This window comes from Streptomyces rimosus, assembly GCF_008704655.1.
GTDB classification, from domain to species: Bacteria; Actinomycetota; Actinomycetes; order Streptomycetales; family Streptomycetaceae; genus Streptomyces; species Streptomyces rimosus.
On the sequence record NZ_CP023688.1, the window covers coordinates 8,168,484 to 8,183,482 of the forward strand.

Annotated in this window: 15 protein-coding genes; 7 read left to right on the plus strand and 8 right to left on the minus strand. The window is 70.7% G+C overall.

Annotated features, from left to right (window positions below; genetic code table 11):
- Positions 1-436: 436 nt before the first annotated feature.
- A complete protein-coding gene (locus tag CP984_RS35825) occupies positions 437-871 on the minus strand; it encodes a hypothetical protein (RefSeq protein WP_003985123.1) in 435 nt (144 codons plus the stop codon).
- Between the two features lie 188 nt (positions 872-1,059).
- Between CP984_RS35825 and CP984_RS35830 the strand changes: the two genes are divergently transcribed.
- The gene (locus CP984_RS35830) at positions 1,060-2,142 is read left to right on the plus strand and encodes a hypothetical protein (protein WP_003985124.1); all 1,083 of its coding nucleotides are present in this window, start codon (positions 1,060-1,062) and stop codon (positions 2,140-2,142) included.
- A gap of 225 nt (positions 2,143-2,367) precedes the next feature.
- Here the strand turns inward: CP984_RS35830 and CP984_RS35835 are convergent, their stop codons facing one another.
- Both CP984_RS35835 and CP984_RS35840 read right to left on the minus strand, forming a co-directional pair.
- Entirely contained in the window at positions 2,368-3,000 is a 633-nt protein-coding gene (locus tag CP984_RS35835; RefSeq protein ID WP_003985127.1) for a LysE family translocator, read from the minus strand.
- A gap of 136 nt (positions 3,001-3,136) precedes the next feature.
- The gene (locus CP984_RS35840) at positions 3,137-4,351 is read right to left on the minus strand and encodes a pyridoxal phosphate-dependent aminotransferase (protein WP_003985129.1); all 1,215 of its coding nucleotides are present in this window, start codon (positions 4,349-4,351) and stop codon (positions 3,137-3,139) included.
- Positions 4,352-4,436: 85 nt separating this feature from the next.
- On the opposite strand from CP984_RS35840, the gene CP984_RS35845 reads away from it, so the two are divergent.
- The 3 genes from CP984_RS35845 (at position 4,437) to CP984_RS35855 (ending at position 7,227) form a co-directional block, all read left to right on the plus strand.
- Positions 4,437-5,075: a winged helix-turn-helix transcriptional regulator gene (locus CP984_RS35845; RefSeq protein ID WP_003985130.1), complete on the plus strand. Its 639-nt coding sequence runs from the start codon at positions 4,437-4,439 to the stop codon at positions 5,073-5,075.
- Positions 5,076-5,204: 129 nt separating this feature from the next.
- The gene (locus tag CP984_RS35850; protein WP_030177884.1) at positions 5,205-6,251 is read left to right on the plus strand and encodes a D-alanine--D-alanine ligase family protein; all 1,047 of its coding nucleotides are present in this window, start codon (positions 5,205-5,207) and stop codon (positions 6,249-6,251) included.
- Between the two features lie 370 nt (positions 6,252-6,621).
- Entirely contained in the window at positions 6,622-7,227 is a 606-nt protein-coding gene (locus CP984_RS35855; RefSeq protein WP_030177883.1) for a hypothetical protein, read from the plus strand.
- A gap of 54 nt (positions 7,228-7,281) precedes the next feature.
- On the opposite strand, the gene CP984_RS35860 is transcribed toward CP984_RS35855, so the two are convergent.
- The 4 genes from CP984_RS35860 to CP984_RS35875 form a co-directional block, all read right to left on the minus strand.
- Positions 7,282-7,872: a TetR/AcrR family transcriptional regulator gene (locus tag CP984_RS35860; RefSeq protein ID WP_030177881.1), complete on the minus strand. Its 591-nt coding sequence runs from the start codon at positions 7,870-7,872 to the stop codon at positions 7,282-7,284.
- 180 nt (positions 7,873-8,052) lie between these two features.
- Entirely contained in the window at positions 8,053-8,262 is a 210-nt protein-coding gene (locus CP984_RS35865) for a 4-oxalocrotonate tautomerase family protein (RefSeq protein ID WP_003985135.1), read from the minus strand.
- Positions 8,263-8,381: 119 nt separating this feature from the next.
- A complete protein-coding gene (locus CP984_RS35870; protein ID WP_003985136.1) occupies positions 8,382-9,287 on the minus strand; it encodes an SDR family NAD(P)-dependent oxidoreductase in 906 nt (301 codons plus the stop codon).
- A complete protein-coding gene (locus CP984_RS35875) occupies positions 9,284-10,057 on the minus strand; it encodes an SDR family oxidoreductase (RefSeq protein ID WP_003985142.1) in 774 nt (257 codons plus the stop codon). Before CP984_RS35875 ends, CP984_RS35870 begins: the two co-directional genes overlap by 4 nt.
- Positions 10,058-10,144: 87 nt before the next feature.
- On the opposite strand from CP984_RS35875, the gene CP984_RS35880 reads away from it, so the two are divergent.
- Positions 10,145-11,005, plus strand: coding sequence for a helix-turn-helix transcriptional regulator (locus CP984_RS35880; RefSeq protein WP_086026273.1), 861 nt, complete (start codon positions 10,145-10,147; stop codon positions 11,003-11,005).
- A gap of 348 nt (positions 11,006-11,353) precedes the next feature.
- On the opposite strand, the gene CP984_RS35885 is transcribed toward CP984_RS35880, so the two are convergent.
- On the minus strand, positions 11,354-12,052 hold the full coding sequence (locus CP984_RS35885) for a type 1 glutamine amidotransferase domain-containing protein (RefSeq protein ID WP_003985144.1): 699 nt from the start codon (positions 12,050-12,052) through the stop codon (positions 11,354-11,356).
- A gap of 338 nt (positions 12,053-12,390) precedes the next feature.
- Between CP984_RS35885 and CP984_RS35890 the strand changes: the two genes are divergently transcribed.
- Both CP984_RS35890 and CP984_RS35895 read left to right on the plus strand, forming a co-directional pair.
- Positions 12,391-13,275, plus strand: a complete 885-nt coding sequence (locus CP984_RS35890) for a helix-turn-helix transcriptional regulator (protein WP_003985145.1) — start codon at positions 12,391-12,393, stop codon at positions 13,273-13,275.
- Positions 13,276-13,510: 235 nt separating this feature from the next.
- Positions 13,511-14,887 carry an amidase gene (locus CP984_RS35895; RefSeq protein ID WP_003985146.1) on the plus strand — a complete coding sequence of 459 codons (1,377 nt, stop codon included), beginning with the start codon at positions 13,511-13,513 and terminating at the stop codon, positions 14,885-14,887.
- Positions 14,888-14,999: the final 112 nt, after the last annotated feature.

A 14,999-nucleotide genomic window follows, 5' to 3' on the forward strand; every position in this document is an offset into this window, starting at 1 on the left:
GCGCGGCACCCCGAGGGAGAAGCGCTGGGTCAGCGCGAACTGGCGGGGAAACGCGGAGGTTTCTGAAGCGGCTTGGGCAGATGCGGAATGGTCTGAAGTGGCCTCGGAAGAAGCGGAAGCGGTTCTGGACAATCCGGAAGAGTCATCAACAGCCGTCATGACGGGACTCTTTCATTCCGCCCGTCCCGGCTTCCACCGCTTTCGCCGCCCGGCCGCCGGCGGCGGAAACCGTGGGCCGGCCGCGGCATGCGCAGGCCGTACGGCACGACGAAGCCCCGCGGACGGGGGAACCGCGGGGCTTCGTAGGACAAGTGTACATGTATTCAGGTGTTACGCCCTATCGGGCACGATGGGTCCTCTTCCGGGGGCTTGCGGCATGCCGGAGCGACCAGAGCCGCAGCGGGGCAGAGTCGGAGCGGGTCAAAGCCGGAGCGGGTCAGAACAGACCCGGCAGGAACCCTCCGCGCGCGGTGCCCGAGCCCAGCAGGTGAGGCCAGTCGAGTACCTCGGGAAGGGCGTCGAGGGACAGGACCACCGCGCCACCGGCCGCTTCGACGTCGGTGCACCAGGCGGCCATCTCACCGGGCCCGTCTGTCCCGCCGGTCCCACCGGCCGCGCCGTCACCGCCTCCGCTCCCGCCGTCTCCGTCGATCACCGGCGCGACGAAGGCGGGAATCATGATCCCGGCCTCACCGGGCCCGTCCACGACGCACAGGGTGAGTTTGGGGAGGATGCTCCAGCCGTCGCACCGGGGCACCGCTCCGTCGGGCGCGGTCAGGACCGGCAGGGCGTCGTGCACGGGAGCTTCGGACAACAGGAGTACGGGAGTGGCACCCCGTATGAACAGGGTCTTCTCCGGGTCGAGCAGCATGGGGCCACTCTCTCAGGCCCGCCGGACCGACGGTGCGCCAGGGCGGGAAACCGCGGCACGGCCCCCGCCCATGGCCGCTCGTACGGTCACTGCGCCGTCATCGCGACGTAAGCGCCCGTTGCCAGGCTGAGGCGCAGCGCAGTGCTCACCAGCTGCAGCGCATGCTCACCAGCCAAGGAGATGCTCGTATGCGATCCAGACGCGTAGCGGTCACGGCGGCCCTGACGGTGGCGATGTCCGCCGCACTGCTGTCGCCCATGGCCCACGCCGCCCCGGCGGCCCGGTCGACGACGGTGGCGGCGTGCTCCTGGAGCCCCGAACTGCTCACGGTGCCCGCGCGCTACACCGGAGGCGGGCAGATCACCGCCGCCGACAGCCAGGGCGGATACGCCGGTACGGGCGCCATCACCTATTCGTGGGGCACCACCACCCGCGAGGTGCTGCGCTGGGAGGGCGGCCAGGCCACCGAATTCGCCCGCCCGAAGGGCCTGGCCCAGCCGACGGTGACGGGCGTCAACCGCGACGGCACCGTGGTGGGCGACGTGAACGCCGAGGACTCGGAGCGGCATGCCTTCCGCACCCGCGACGGCAAACTGGAGAGGCTGCCCGAGCCGGCGGGCACCACGGCGTCCTGGGCGACCGGGATCAACGACGTCGGCGACATCGTCGGCCACGTCGCCGTGCTCGCCCGGCAGGGCATCGACAGCTACTACGTGCACACCGCGGTGCTGTGGCCCGCGAACGCGCCCGGAACCGTCGTCAAGCTGTCGGGCGGCCTGCCGGGCACCGGCCAGACCAAGGCGACCGGCATCGACCAGGACGGCACCGTACTGGTGGAACACATGAAGACCAGGACCGACGCGTTCGATCCCGCGGCCCTCTACCTGTGGCGCGAGGGCGGCGCGCGCAAGCTGAGCCTGCCTTCCGGTACGGCGGTGGTGCACGGCAACGGCATCTCCAACGGCCGGGTGGCGGGCGTGACCCAGCCCTCGTCGGACGCGGACGGCCAGGGCGTCCTGTGGGACCGCGACGGCACCCCGCTGCGCCCCGAGCACAGCGCGAGCGTCAACTCCGTGAACAGCTCCGGCCAGTCCGTCGGCTGGACCACTGGCGGTGGCGGCGACGCCGTATGGCAGCTCGATCGCCGTACCGCCACCCTGCCGGGCGCCCTCGGGCTGAGTGCCTCGGCGGACGACGGCGCACTCGCCGGCTGGAGCCGCCCCGACGGCGGGAACGGCCACAACCAGCCGACGGTGTGGCGCTGCCGCTGACGCCGTGGGCCGCTGTGCGGCTTCTCCGTGAGCTGTGGCCCCTGAAATCCCCGGAATTCCGCGCTTGCACCGGGGACAGGGGCCACCCGAAGCGCCAGGGGCAGGCTTCGGCGTACGGGCTCGCTTGCACACCGCTGCCGCTCTCGATCCTCGCTGCCGCGGGGTTCTCATACGGAGCGCACGCTCCCGTAGCGCCGGCCACGGAATAGCGGACGACGCCCCGGCTTACCCCACCGCCGCCGTCCGAACCCCCCATGCGACGAGCACAGCTCCCGCCAGACGACTCATCCGACGTCGGAACCGGGGCGTGTCGATCGCCGTACGCGCGGCCGCCACCACGGTCGTCCAGAACAGCAGCCACACGAGTACGACGGCGATATGCGCGAGGGCAAGGGCCGCGACCTGCGGTGCGATCGGGCGGCCGGGCGTGAGGAATTGCGGTACCAGGGTGAGATACACCGACGCGGCCTTCGGATTGAGAACGTTCGACCACAAACCCTGCGCGAAACCCCCGAGCCGGGCCCACGGCAAACACCACCGCGTCCGCCGCCGTATCCCGGTTTCGGCCTCTCGGCCCGCCGCACGCCACATGGTCACGCCCAGCCAGACGAGATAGCCGCCGCCCAGGAGTTTCACCACCGTCAACGCCTGTGCCGACGACATCACCAGTGCTGACAACCCGACCGCGGCACATGCCGCGTGCACCAGGAACCCACCCGCCGGGCCGAGCGTGACGAGCGCACCGTCCGCCCGCGACCCGGCGATCACCTGCTGCGTGACCAGGGTGAGGCTGGTGCCGGGAATCAGTGTGAGGGGGATGACCGTGGCCACGAAGCCGAGTACCTGATGCCACTGCACACCATCGAGCCTATCGAGGGCGTGGCTTCCGCATTCGGCTTCTCCCGGCCCGCCGATTCAACGTTCCGACAGCTGCGATGACGTCTCCTGGACCAGCCGACCATTGCCGCCCGGACCTCAAAGAAACCTCCCCCCCTCAACCCTGCCGATACCCCGTCAGAAACCGCCCGATCCTACCGATCGCCGATTCCAGTTCATCGGCGTGCGGGAGGGTGAGGATGCGGAAGTGGTCAGGGGACGGCCAGTTGAAGCCGGTGCCCTGGACGACCTGGATCTTTTCGCGCAGCAGCAGGTCCAGGACGAACCGCTCGTCGTCGTGGATCTTGTGTACGGCGGGGTCGATGCGCGGGAACGCGTACAGTGCCCCCTTCGGTTTGACGCACGACACGCCCGGGATCTCGTTCAGCTTCTGCCAGGCCCGGTCGCGCTGCTCGTACAGCCTGCCGCCGGGGGCGGTCAGCTCGCGGATGGAGTTCGGGCTGCCGAGCGCGGCCTGAATGGCGTACTGCGCGGGCGCGTTGGGGCACAGGCGCATGGAGGCCAGCATGGTCAGCCCCTCCAGGTAGTTCCGCGCGTGCTGCCGCGGGCCGGTGACCACGAGCCAGCCCGAGCGGAACCCCGCCACCCGGTATGTCTTGGACAGGCCGCCGAAGGTCAGCACGACCAGGTCCGGGGCCAGGGATGCCGCGGGGAGGTGCTCGGCGTCGTCGTAGACGATCTGGTCGTAGATCTCGTCGGCGAAGACCATCAGCTGGTTCCGGCGGGCGAGGTCGAGCATCCCGTCGAGGATCTCGCGCGGGTACACCGCGCCCGTCGGGTTGTTGGGATTGATGATCACAAGGGCCTTGGTGCGGTCCGTGATCTTCGAGGCCAGGTCGTCGAGGTCCGGGTACCAGTCGGCGGACTCGTCGCACAGGTAGTGCACGGCGCGCCCGCCGGCGAGCGTGGTCACCGCCGTCCACAGCGGGAAGTCCGGCGCGGGTACGAGGACCTCGTCACCGTCCTCCAGCAGCGCCTGCACGGCCATGCTGACCAGCTCGGACACGCCGTTGCCCAGGAAGACGTCATCGACCCCGACCTCGGGTAGGCCCTGCGCCTGGCAGCGCTGGGCGACCGCGCGCCGCGCGGAGAGGATGCCGCGCGAGTCGGTGTACCCGTGGGCCTGCGGCAGCATCCGGATCATGTCCTGGACGATCTCCTCCGGCGCCTCGAACCCGAACAGGGCGGGGTTGCCCGTGTTCAGGCGCAGCACGCTGTGCCCCGCCTCCTCCAGAGCGTTGGCGTGCTCGATCACCGGTCCGCGGATCTCGTAACAGACCTCGCTCAGCTTGCTCGACTGCCGGAATTCCATGCGGTGGCCTCCCAGGGCTTCGTTGCGTACTTGGTTTTACCAAGTAGGAGCTTGGCAAGTCCAATGTCTTCTCTAGACTGCTGCCATGCCTCGCCGCCGAAGCTATGACCACTACTGCGCCGCCGCCCGTGCCCTGGACGCCGTCGGCGACCGGTGGACCCTGCTGATCGTCCGGGAACTCCTCGCAGGCCCCCGCCGCTACACCGACCTCCACGCCGACCTGCCCGGCATCAGCACCGATGTCCTGGCCTCCCGCCTGAAGGACATGGAGCGCGAGGAACTGGCCGCCCGCCACCGCCTCCCCCCGCCCGCCGCCTCCTACGTGTACGAACTCACACCACGGGGCCGGCAGTTGCAGCCCGTCCTGGCCGCACTCGCGGAATGGGGCGCACCGGACCTGCCGGACCGCCGCCCCACCGACGCCGTACGCGCCCACTGGCACGCCCTCCCACTCCTCCGGCTGCTCACCGAAGCGGCGGGCGGCCTCGCGGGCGTGGTCGACGTGGTGCTCGACTCGGGAACCTTCCACCTGCGTACGGGTGGCGGCTTTCCGCTGTACGGCGACGGCGCGGCGGAGAAGGCCGATGCGCGGGTCACGTTGCGGTCCGACGCTTGTGAAGCCCTTGTCGGCGGACGGCTCACCTTCGGGGAAGGGCTGAGATCCGGCCGGATCGAGGTGGAAGGGGAAGGCGAGTTGGCGGAGCGGCTGCGTGCAGCACAGTGATGATGGCCCGCCCTCCCCGTACAGCGATGCCCTTGTCGCGCGGCGCTGGCCCCTGCCGCACCGCGATGCCCCCTGCCGTACCGCCAAGACATACGTGCACAAATCTCTCCCATACGCCAGAATCCCGGCATGCGAATCGTGATTTTGAGCGGTGGAGAGAGCACGGAACGAGATGTCTCCCTTGCCTCGGGACGGTCGGTGGCCCGCGCCCTGCTGGAACGGAGACACGAGGTGGTGCTGATCGACCCGGCCGCCGCGGAGCCGGTGCTGGCCGGGCCGCTGCGTCCCGGTGACGCGGTCGACGCGGTGGCGGTCGGCAAGGAACCGCCGTCCCTGTCGGACCAACAGCGACTGCGGGAGCGCATGCACGCCGCCCTGACCGGCGGCCCGGTCCTGGACCTGCTGCGCGACGCGGAGTTGGTGTTCCTGGCGCTGCACGGCGGCTGGGGCGAGGACGGGCACGTGCAGGCGCTGCTGGAGATGGCCGGCGTACGGTTCACGGGCGCGGGCAGCGCGGTGTGCGCGGCGGCCTGGCACAAGGGGAGGGCGCAGGCCGTGCTGGGCGCGGCCGGTGTACCGGTGGTAGATCGGGTGCTGTGGCGGCCTGGGGCGAGCGGGGAGGCGGTACCGCAGGACGTACGGCGGCTGGTCGAGGCCGGTCCGGTGGTCGCCAAGCCGGTCGCGGACGGTTCGAGCGTGTCGGTCCACCGGGTGGACTCGCTGTCGCAACTGGATCAGGTCGCGGCCGAGGTGCGCGCAGGCGGTACCGAACTGCTGGTGGAACCGTTCCTTCCGGGCCGGGAGTTCACCGTCGGCGTGGTCGGCGGCCAGGCGCTCCCCGTCATCGAGATCGAGCTGACGACACCGGTCTTCGACTACACGGCCAAGTACCAGCCCGAAGCGGTCAACGAAGTGTGCCCGGCACAGATCCCGGCCGACTTCACCTCCAGGCTCCAGCACCTGGCCGTACGCGCTCACCGGGCCCTGGGATTCGGCGACGACACATACTCACGCGCCGACTTCCGCAACGACGCAGCCGGCACCCCGATGTGCCTCGAAGTGAACGCGCTCCCGGGTTTGACAGCGACGAGCCTGCTCCCGAAGGCGGCGGCCCGGGCCGGTTGGGACTACCCGGAGTTGGTGCAGCGCATTGTGGATCTGGCGGTGCGTTCGTAGGGGTCGCGGGGGCGCCGGGCCGGTTGTGCACCGGCCGGACATGGGTCGCCGCCGCCCACGGGGGTGCGGCGGCGATACGGGCGGACAGGGCCTCCTGGACGACACCCACCCCGCTCTCCCGGGGCCCTGGCGACGGCCGCTGCGTACGGCCCGCCTCACCCTCGAAGTGGAGGGCGGGAAGGGTGAGTTGGAGCGCATAGCCGCGTGTGGGGGACCGGCGTCGGGGAGGTGTCGGGGCGGCACCGGAAGTCTGGTGGGGGATGACCTGTTCGTCACGGACCCGAGTGGTGTGCTCATCCACGTCGTCGCACTGAGATGACCTGCCGGCCGGCGCTCGCGGAGGGCCGGCGGCCAAGGGGGGAGGGCGGTCGTGCCCGCAAGAGTCGATCCCGAGACGGCGGTCGCGGTTATGCGCGCCGCGGGTCTCGAACCACTGGAACCGTATCCCGGGGCCAACGTGGCCTGGAGCAGCCGCTGCACGAAGAACGCGCATCTGGTCGCGCCCACCTTCACCTCGGTGCGCGTCGGCGCGAGCGCCGGATGCCGGTACTGCGGACGCATCGCCGCGGGGGAGCGCCGACGGGCCGCCGGGCAGGCCCGGGCCGAGGCGGACATGCGCGCCGCGGGCTTCGAGCCGCTGGAGCCGTACCCGGGCGCCAGGGCCCGGTGGCCCTGCCGCCATGTGGTCTGCGGCCGTACCGTCCATCCTCGGCTGTTCGGCATCCGCGCCGGCAAGGGCGGCTGCCGTGCGTGTGCGGGACGGGCGCCGGTGGACCAGCGGACCGCCGAGGCGGAGATGCGCGCGATCGGCATGGAACCGCTGGAGCCGTTCCCCGGCCGGGTCCGCGACCGGTGGATGTGCCGCTGCACGACGTGCGGCCACATCGGCGCCCCCACCCTCAACAACATCCGCCGCGGGCAGGGCGGGTGCTACGCCTGCGCCCACCGCGCCGCCGTCGCCCGCCGCGCGGGCTGAGGGCTCACCGCCCGTACGGAAGCGGGCGCCCCGCACCCGGGGCGCCCGTCGATGTCACCTGACGCGCAGGGCCTCCAGCATCGCCACCAGTGCCGCCTGCGTGGCGTCCAGATCGCCGGGGCCCGCCGACGCGGCCAGCCACAGCGCCGCCTCGTTCATCGCGCCCGACAGCAGATGGGTCAGCGGCTCGACCGGCTGAGCGGCGATCCGCCCCTCGGCGATCAGGTCCCCGAGGACCTGCGCCAAGTGCCGCCCCGAGGTCGTCTCGTTCATGGCCCGCCACTCGCTCCAGCCGAGGACGGCGGGCCCGTCGACGAGCATGATGCGCTGGATCGCGGGATCGGTGGAGACGGTGAGGAACGCCCGGCACCCGGAGACGAGCTGGTCCCAGGGGTCCTCCCGGACATCCGCCGTCTCGGCGATCCGCTCGGCCACCTCCTGCTGCACCTGCTCCAGCACGGCCCGGAACAAGTCGGCCTTGCCGGAGAACTGGTGGTACAGCGCGCCCTTGGTGACCCCCGCCGCCCGGACGATCTCCGACAGCCCCACACTCCCGTACCCCAGCGCGGAGAACAGCCGCCGGCCCTCCCGCACCAGAGCCTGCCGGGTCTGCTCCCGCTGCTGGGCCCGAATTCCCTGAGTCATCCTCTCCCCGTTCCTCACGTACTGAAGGTACGTCAATGTGCCCCGGGGTGGCGATCCATCTGGTGGGGGACTTGGCCCGACGGTGCGGGAGGGGCAGGGGCCACGGGTGCGGGGACTGGTCCGGGTGTGGCCGTGTGGGGCCCGGCGTCAGGGCGCCGGGCCCCACACGGAGGGCGGAGGTCAGGCGTCGCCGTTGAGCATGGCGGCGGTCAGGACGTTGCCGGCGACGCCCCAGCCGCCGTCGGCGACCTCGTCGACGAGTACGACGGTGGTGGGGCGGGCCCGTTCGCCGTAGATCTCCGCGTACAGGTCGGTGGTGCGCTCGACGATCTTTTTCTTGTCCTCGGCGGTGACGGTGCCGGCGGGGACCTTGAAGTGGGCGAAAGGCATGGGTGTTTCTCCTTGCGTGGGTTTTTTCTGTGGTCTGGGAGGTGGTGCGGACATGCGTGTCCGGGAAGGGGGCTGGAACGGGTGGCCGTGGGGTTGTTCCACGGCTGGTGGCGGGATGGTCAGAGGCCGGCGTGCGGAGACAGCAGTTCGTCGATGCCGATGCGGTGGAAGAACTCCGCGCGGATGCGGTCGTAGACGACCGACACCACCTCGCTGCCATCGCGGCTGGGGTCGACGTGGGTGCGGAACGGGCGTTCGCCGTGCGGCAGGCCGACGATCCGGACGATAGCGTCGGCCACCTCCGCGGCATCGTGCCCAGGCGGGAAGATCCGGCTCAGGCCGTTGGCCATGGTGTCCCTGAGCCGGCCGTAGAGCGCGTCGTACTCCGCGGCCCGCTGGGTGTCGGCGGGCGCGCCGGCGTGGGCGAAGTGGTTGGTGCCGCTCGGATAGGCGCCGGGGACGACGAGGGTGGTCTCGATCCCGAACTTGATCAGCTCGGCGGCGTAGCTCTCGGCGAGAGCGTCCATCGCGGCCTTGGCGGCGAAATAGGGCCCCAGGAAGGGCGGGTGCCCGCCGCGGGTCGAGGAGGAGCCGACCCACACGAGCAGGCCCCGCCGCTGGTCACGCATGACCGGCAGCACGGCATGGTTCACCCGCTGCGTGGACAGCACGTTGACGTCATAGACCTCGGTGAGCTGAGCGACGGTGAATGCCTCGGCCGGTCCGAGGACCATGTGGCCGGCGTTGTGCACCACCACGTCGATCCGCCCCTGCTCCGTCAGTACGCGGTCGATGGCGGTGTCGACCGACCCCTGTTCCTGGACGTCCATCTCCACAGCGGCCACCCGCACGCCGCGGTCCTGCTCGAACTGGGCGAGCGCGGCGACAGCGGGCGCATTGCGGTCCGCGGTGGCGCGCATTCCCGCGTACACGATGTGTCCGGCCTCGGCCAGGGCCCGTGCGGTGAGGTTCCCGAAGCCGCTGGAGGCGCCGGTGACCACCACGACGTTCGGCTGCGCCCTCACACCAGGCCGCCGTTGGCCCGCACCACCTGGCCGTTCACCCAGCGCCCGGCCGGGCCGGTGAGGAAGGCGACCACCTGGGCGATGTCTTCCGGGGTGCCCAGCCGTTCCAGGGGCGGGGCCTTGGCGAGCTGATCGATCTGTTCGGGTGTCTTGCCTTCGAGGAACAGATCCGTGGCGGTGGGGCCGGGGGAGACGCTGTTGACGGTGATGTCCCGCCCGCGCAGCTCGCGGGCGAGGATCGACGTGAGTGACTCGACGGCCGCCTTGCTCGCCGCGTACGCGCCGTAAGCAGGGAACCGGGTGCCCACCACGGAGGTCGAGAACCCCACGAACGTGCCGCCCGCGCGCAGCCGCCGGGCGGCCTGCTGAGCGACGACGAAGGCGCCACGGACGTTGGTGCGGTGCACGGCGTCGAGCACGGCCAGGTCGAGGTCGGCGATCGGGGACAGCGCGAGTCGGCCGGCGCAGTTCACCACGGCGTCCACGCCGCCGAACTCCCGCTCCGCGCGGTCGAACAGGGCGGCGACCGCGCGCTCGTCCGCCACGTCCGCCCGCACGTGGATCGCCCGTCCGCCAACGGCGGTGATCGCCGTCACCGTCTCCTCGGCGGCAGCCGCGTCGCGGGCGTAGTTGACCACGACGGCCAGGCCGTCCCGGGCCAGCTTGAGGGAGACCGCCCGGCCGATACCGCGTGATCCGCCGGTGACGACGGCAACCCGCCCGGCCGCCGGAGGAGGAACGGGAGGGGGAGTGGGGTGGTTCGTAGTCATGTCCTCCACGATGCGTGGCACCGGCCGGCGGAACCAGGGGATGCCATCCCCTGGGTCGGTGGCCCGCCGGGACGCAGAATGGCGGGCATGGGTTCCGCTAGATACACCGAACTGGGGGCGTTCCTCCGCTCGCGGCGCGCCCGCATCCGTCCGGCCGACGTGGGCCTTCCACACGGGCCTCGCCGCCGGGTGCCCGGGCTGCGCCGCGACGAGGTCGCGCAGCTCGCCGGCGCATCGGTGGACTACTACAACGAACTCGAACGCGGCGCAGGATCCCAGCCCTCCGAGCAGATGATCGCCGCGCTGGCGCGGGCCCTGCGCCTGACCGCCGACGAGCGCGACTACTTCTACCACCTGGCCGACCGCCCGGTGCCCGCGCCCGGCGGACCCGCCTCGCACGTCCACCCCGGCATGTCCGACCTGCTCACCCGCCTGACCTCGACCCCGGCCCAGGTGATCACCGACCTGCACGTCACCCTCGTACAGAACCCGCTCGCGGTGGCGCTGCTCGGGGACCACTCCGGCTTCAGCGGCGCCCGGGCCAGCTTCATCCACCGCTGGTTCACCGACCCCGACGCCCGGCAGCTGTACCCCGAGGCCGACCACGCGGCCCAGTCCCGGGCCTTCGTCGCCGACCTACGGGCGGCCGCCGCCCGACGCGACGCCAAGGACGCCGAAGCCCGCTCGATGATCGGCACGCTGCTCGGCGCCTCCCAGGAATTCGCCACCCTGTGGGCCGACCACGACGTGGCATTCCGGCGCGACGACCGTAAACGCCTCAACCACCCGACGCTCGGCCTGATCGAGGTCAACTGCCTCAACCTGTTCAGCGAGGACGGCCGGCAGCGGCTGCTCTGGTTCACCCCCGCCATCGGCACCGAAAGCGCCGAACTCCTGGACCTGCTCGCCGTCCTCGGGACACAAGAAATCACCGGCCCGATACGCTGATTGCCTTCCTGCTATGGCGCGGCATGGACAGAAGCGCGCCTGTGGTGGCCGGGCCGTCCTCGCCGGATGGATCATCCTGCTTGGCCCGGCGGCAGGGAGGAACCGCCGCCCAGTCGGCCTGGACCGTGTGTGCGGCGTCGAGGGCGGCCGGTCCGTCGGCCACCTCGCACAGCGTCCGGCCCGTGGCCGGGGCGTACACCGCGAACGTGGCGTCTGCGGTCGCGGTCCGCCACCGGCCGGCGATGCGCAGCTCCTTCGGGGTGTGCCGTATGGCTGGTTGACCGGTGGCGCACGAAGGGGGCCTTTCGTACGGACGAAGGGCACGACCTTCGTGCGCCGGGTGGTGTGTCAGCGCAGCGCGGTGATCATGTCCTCGGCCAGCCTGGTGCTGGAGGCAGGGTTCTGGCCGGTGAAGAGGTTGCCGTCGATGACGTTGTGCTGCTGGTAAGCCGCCCCTTCTACGTGGTCCGCTCCCAGTTCCCGCAGACGGGAAGCAAGCAGCCACGGCGCCCCCTCGGCGGTGCCGAACAGCCGCTCCTCCTCATCGGTGAACGCCGTCATCCTGCGACCGGCAAAAAGCCAGTTACCGTCCTCGTCCTTGGCGCTCAGCAGCGCGGCCGGACCGTGGCAGACCGCACCGATGAGTTTTCCTTCCTTGTCCGCCTTGGCCAGCAGACGGCGCAGGTCGGCGTCCTGGAAGAGGTCGACGACCGGGCCGTGGCCGCCGGGCAGCACCACCGCGACGTAGTCGTCGATGCCGACCTCGTCGAGCTTCAGCAGCGAGCCGAACTCCTCCAGCGCCTTGCGGGCGTGTGCCACGTGGCGGCCGCACTCCTGCCCGGCGACCGCCGGGTCGGCGCTGTGCTCGTCCAGCGGCTGCAGCACCCCACCCGGAGAAGCGAAGTCGACCGTGTAACCGGCCTCGACGAACTTCTCGTGCGGAGCAGCCAGCTCCTCCGCCCAGTAACCCGTCGGGTACTTCGATCCGTCGGTGCGTTCCCAGACACTGGCGGCCGACATGACGATGAGAACCTTGCCCTTGCTCATGAATGAATTCCTTTTCCGTGAAGAGATATCCGGAGCGGGCGGCAACTTGCTCCGGGAGAATCAGTGGCCGGGCATGACGCAATGGCGTCAGGGAGCGAAAGAGCGCCGACCGCAGGTCCGCTCATCGGCTGCCCGCCCGAGCAACGCCTTGACTTGCCTTTTGCGCCGTACGCATGCCGCGATGCGTCCTCTGCCACTCGCCTGGAGGACGTACATCCAGCATGGCCTGCCACCAGCCCCCACAGACCCCCATAGCAGGCCCTGCGCGACCGCGGACCCGGCAGACTAGGACTCACAGACCCACGCGGAAAACACCCACACCCGAGATACTGCGTGGCATGGCCAACAACAACCGTGAGCTGGGAAACTTTCTGCGGAAAGCGCGCAGCCAAGTGGATCCCGAGCAGGCCGGTCTGCCGCCGGACAGCCGCACGCGGCGTGTTCCGGGCCTGCGCCGTGAAGAGGTCGCCCGCCTGGCCGGTGTGTCGACCGACTACTACGCCCGGCTCGAACAAGGACGCCCGATCGCCCCGTCGCCCGGTGTCGTAGCCGCACTCTGCCGCGCCCTGGGCCTCGACGAGGCGGGACGCACTTACCTTCACGACCTCGTCGGAGTGACGGCCGCGCCGTCACGGCGTCCCGGCCGAAGTGCCCGAAGACTCCGCCCCGGCCTTCACCAACTCATCGACGCACTCGACGGCGAACCGGTCCTGGTTCTCGACCGCCGCAGCGACGTCCTGGCGGCCAACCGGATGGCCAAGGCACTGTTCACCGACTTCGACCAGATGCCCGTCCGACACCGAAACTACGCACGCTGGATGTTCCTCAGCGAGGAATCCCGGTCCTTGTTCGTCGACTGGGAGGACCAGGCACGGGCCGCCGTGGAAAGTCTGCGTCTGGAAGCGGGACGGGACGCGGATGACCGGGCCACGAACGATCTCATCGCGGAACTGCGGGAAAAGAGCACGGAATTCGACCACTGGTGGGAAAAGCATCGGGTCCACCAGCGCACCCACGGTTCCAAACGCCTCCACCACGCGCTCGTCGGTGAACTGACAGTGGAGTACGAGACACTGACGCTGCCAGGAGACCCCGACACAACCCTCTTCGTCTACACCGCGGAACCCGGATCGGCGTCCAGACAAGCACTCGACCTCCTGGCCATGTGGACCCTCCCCGGCACCGGGACACCCCGGACCGGCACGACCCAAGAGCACGACTGACACGGGTGTTCGTCCTGTGCCTGCGTGGAAGCCTCCTGTTCATCACTTCCGCTGCACCGGACACACGGGTGACGAGGTCGCAGACCGATCACTGGACAGGTGCTTCCCAATCCGCCCTGACCCGCCGGGGCCCTCCCGCCCACGTGGCCTGAAAAGGCGTGAGTACGCCTCACCTAGGGTGAGTTGAACAAACAATCTCGGTCAGTTCGTTGCGAAAGAAGGGGCCCTGAAGCCGATGGAGCCGAGCGATCTCGTATGGCATGACGCGGTCGGCCTCGCGAGTCTGATCTCAGCGGGCACGGTGAGCGCCGTCGAGGTGGTGGCCGCCCATCTCGACCGGATCGAGGCGGTCGCAGACCGGGTGAACGCCTTCGTGACCGTGCTCGGCGAGCAGGCTCTGCACGCCGCGGCACGACCGGCCGTCGGCCCGCTCAGCGGAGTTCCCTTCACGGTCAAGGATTCCTTCGACACCGCAGGGACCCCCACCACCTGGGGGTCGACACTCTTCGCCGACCGGGTGCCCGATACCGATGCCACGTCGGTGGCCCGCCTTCGGCAGGCCGGCGGCATCCTGCTGGCCAAGACGAACCTGCCGGAGATGTCCTACTGGACCGAGACGGACAACCGTCTGACCGGCAGATCCCTGAACCCCTACGACCCGCGGCGCACTCCCGGGGGCTCCAGTGGCGGTGAGTCGGCGGCCATCGCGAGCGGGCTCTCGCCGCTCGGCATCGGGAGCGACGTCGCCATCTCCGTGCGCGGGCCCGCCGCCGACACGGGGATCGCCTCGATCAAACCCACCCATGGCAGGGTGCCGATGACCGGCCACTTTCCCGCCGTGCCGCGCCGCTGGTGGCACGCAGGCCCCATGGCCCGCAGCGTGCGCGACCTGCGCCTGGCGCTCTCCCTCATGGAAGGGCCCGACGGCAGTGATCCCTACGCCGTGGCGCTGCCCGCCCCGGACCGCACCCGCGGCAGGGACCGGCTGCGCATCGGCTGGACCGCGGCGGCGTTCGGCGCGGTCGATCGACAGGTCGCCGCTACGGTCGCCGCGGCGGCCGCGGCGCTGGCCGAGTTCGGGCACGACGTCCGGGAGAGCGAGCTTCCATGGCTCGACGAGCGGGACTGCACCCTGCTGTCGGCGAAGCTGTTCCCCCCGGAGGTACGGCCGGCCCTGCGCGCCGTCACCTCCGGCCGCGAGACGGAAGTGCACCCGGTCATCGCGGCCACGCTGGAGGCCGCCGAGGCTCCGCTGGCCGACTACGTCGCCGCTGAACACGAGGTGGAGCACCTGCGCACGCGATGTGCCGCATGGTTCGCCGACCACGACGTCCTGCTGTGCCCCGTAACGCCCTTTCCCGCGCCGCCTCATGGCCGAAGCCGCCTCGACGTGGACGGTGTCTCCCTCCCGGCACGCGCGGTGATGCGCGCGACCGTACCGTTCAACCTGACCGGCCTGCCCGCCGTCGCGCTCCCCTTCGGCGCCACGGACGACGGCCTGCCGCTCGGCGTCCAGCTGGTCAGCCGATGGTGGACCGATGCCCTCCTCCTCGACCTCGCGGAGCGCCTGGAGGAGGTCAGCCCCGTCCGCGGCCGCCGACCTGCCTTCTGAGGGGCAGCCGGGGCGGATTCGATGCGCCCGTACCGATATACTTGCATCAGTATCAGTCGGCTGAATCGACCGCACGTCGCTGACCTGCGACAAACCCCAGGAAGTAGCCTGA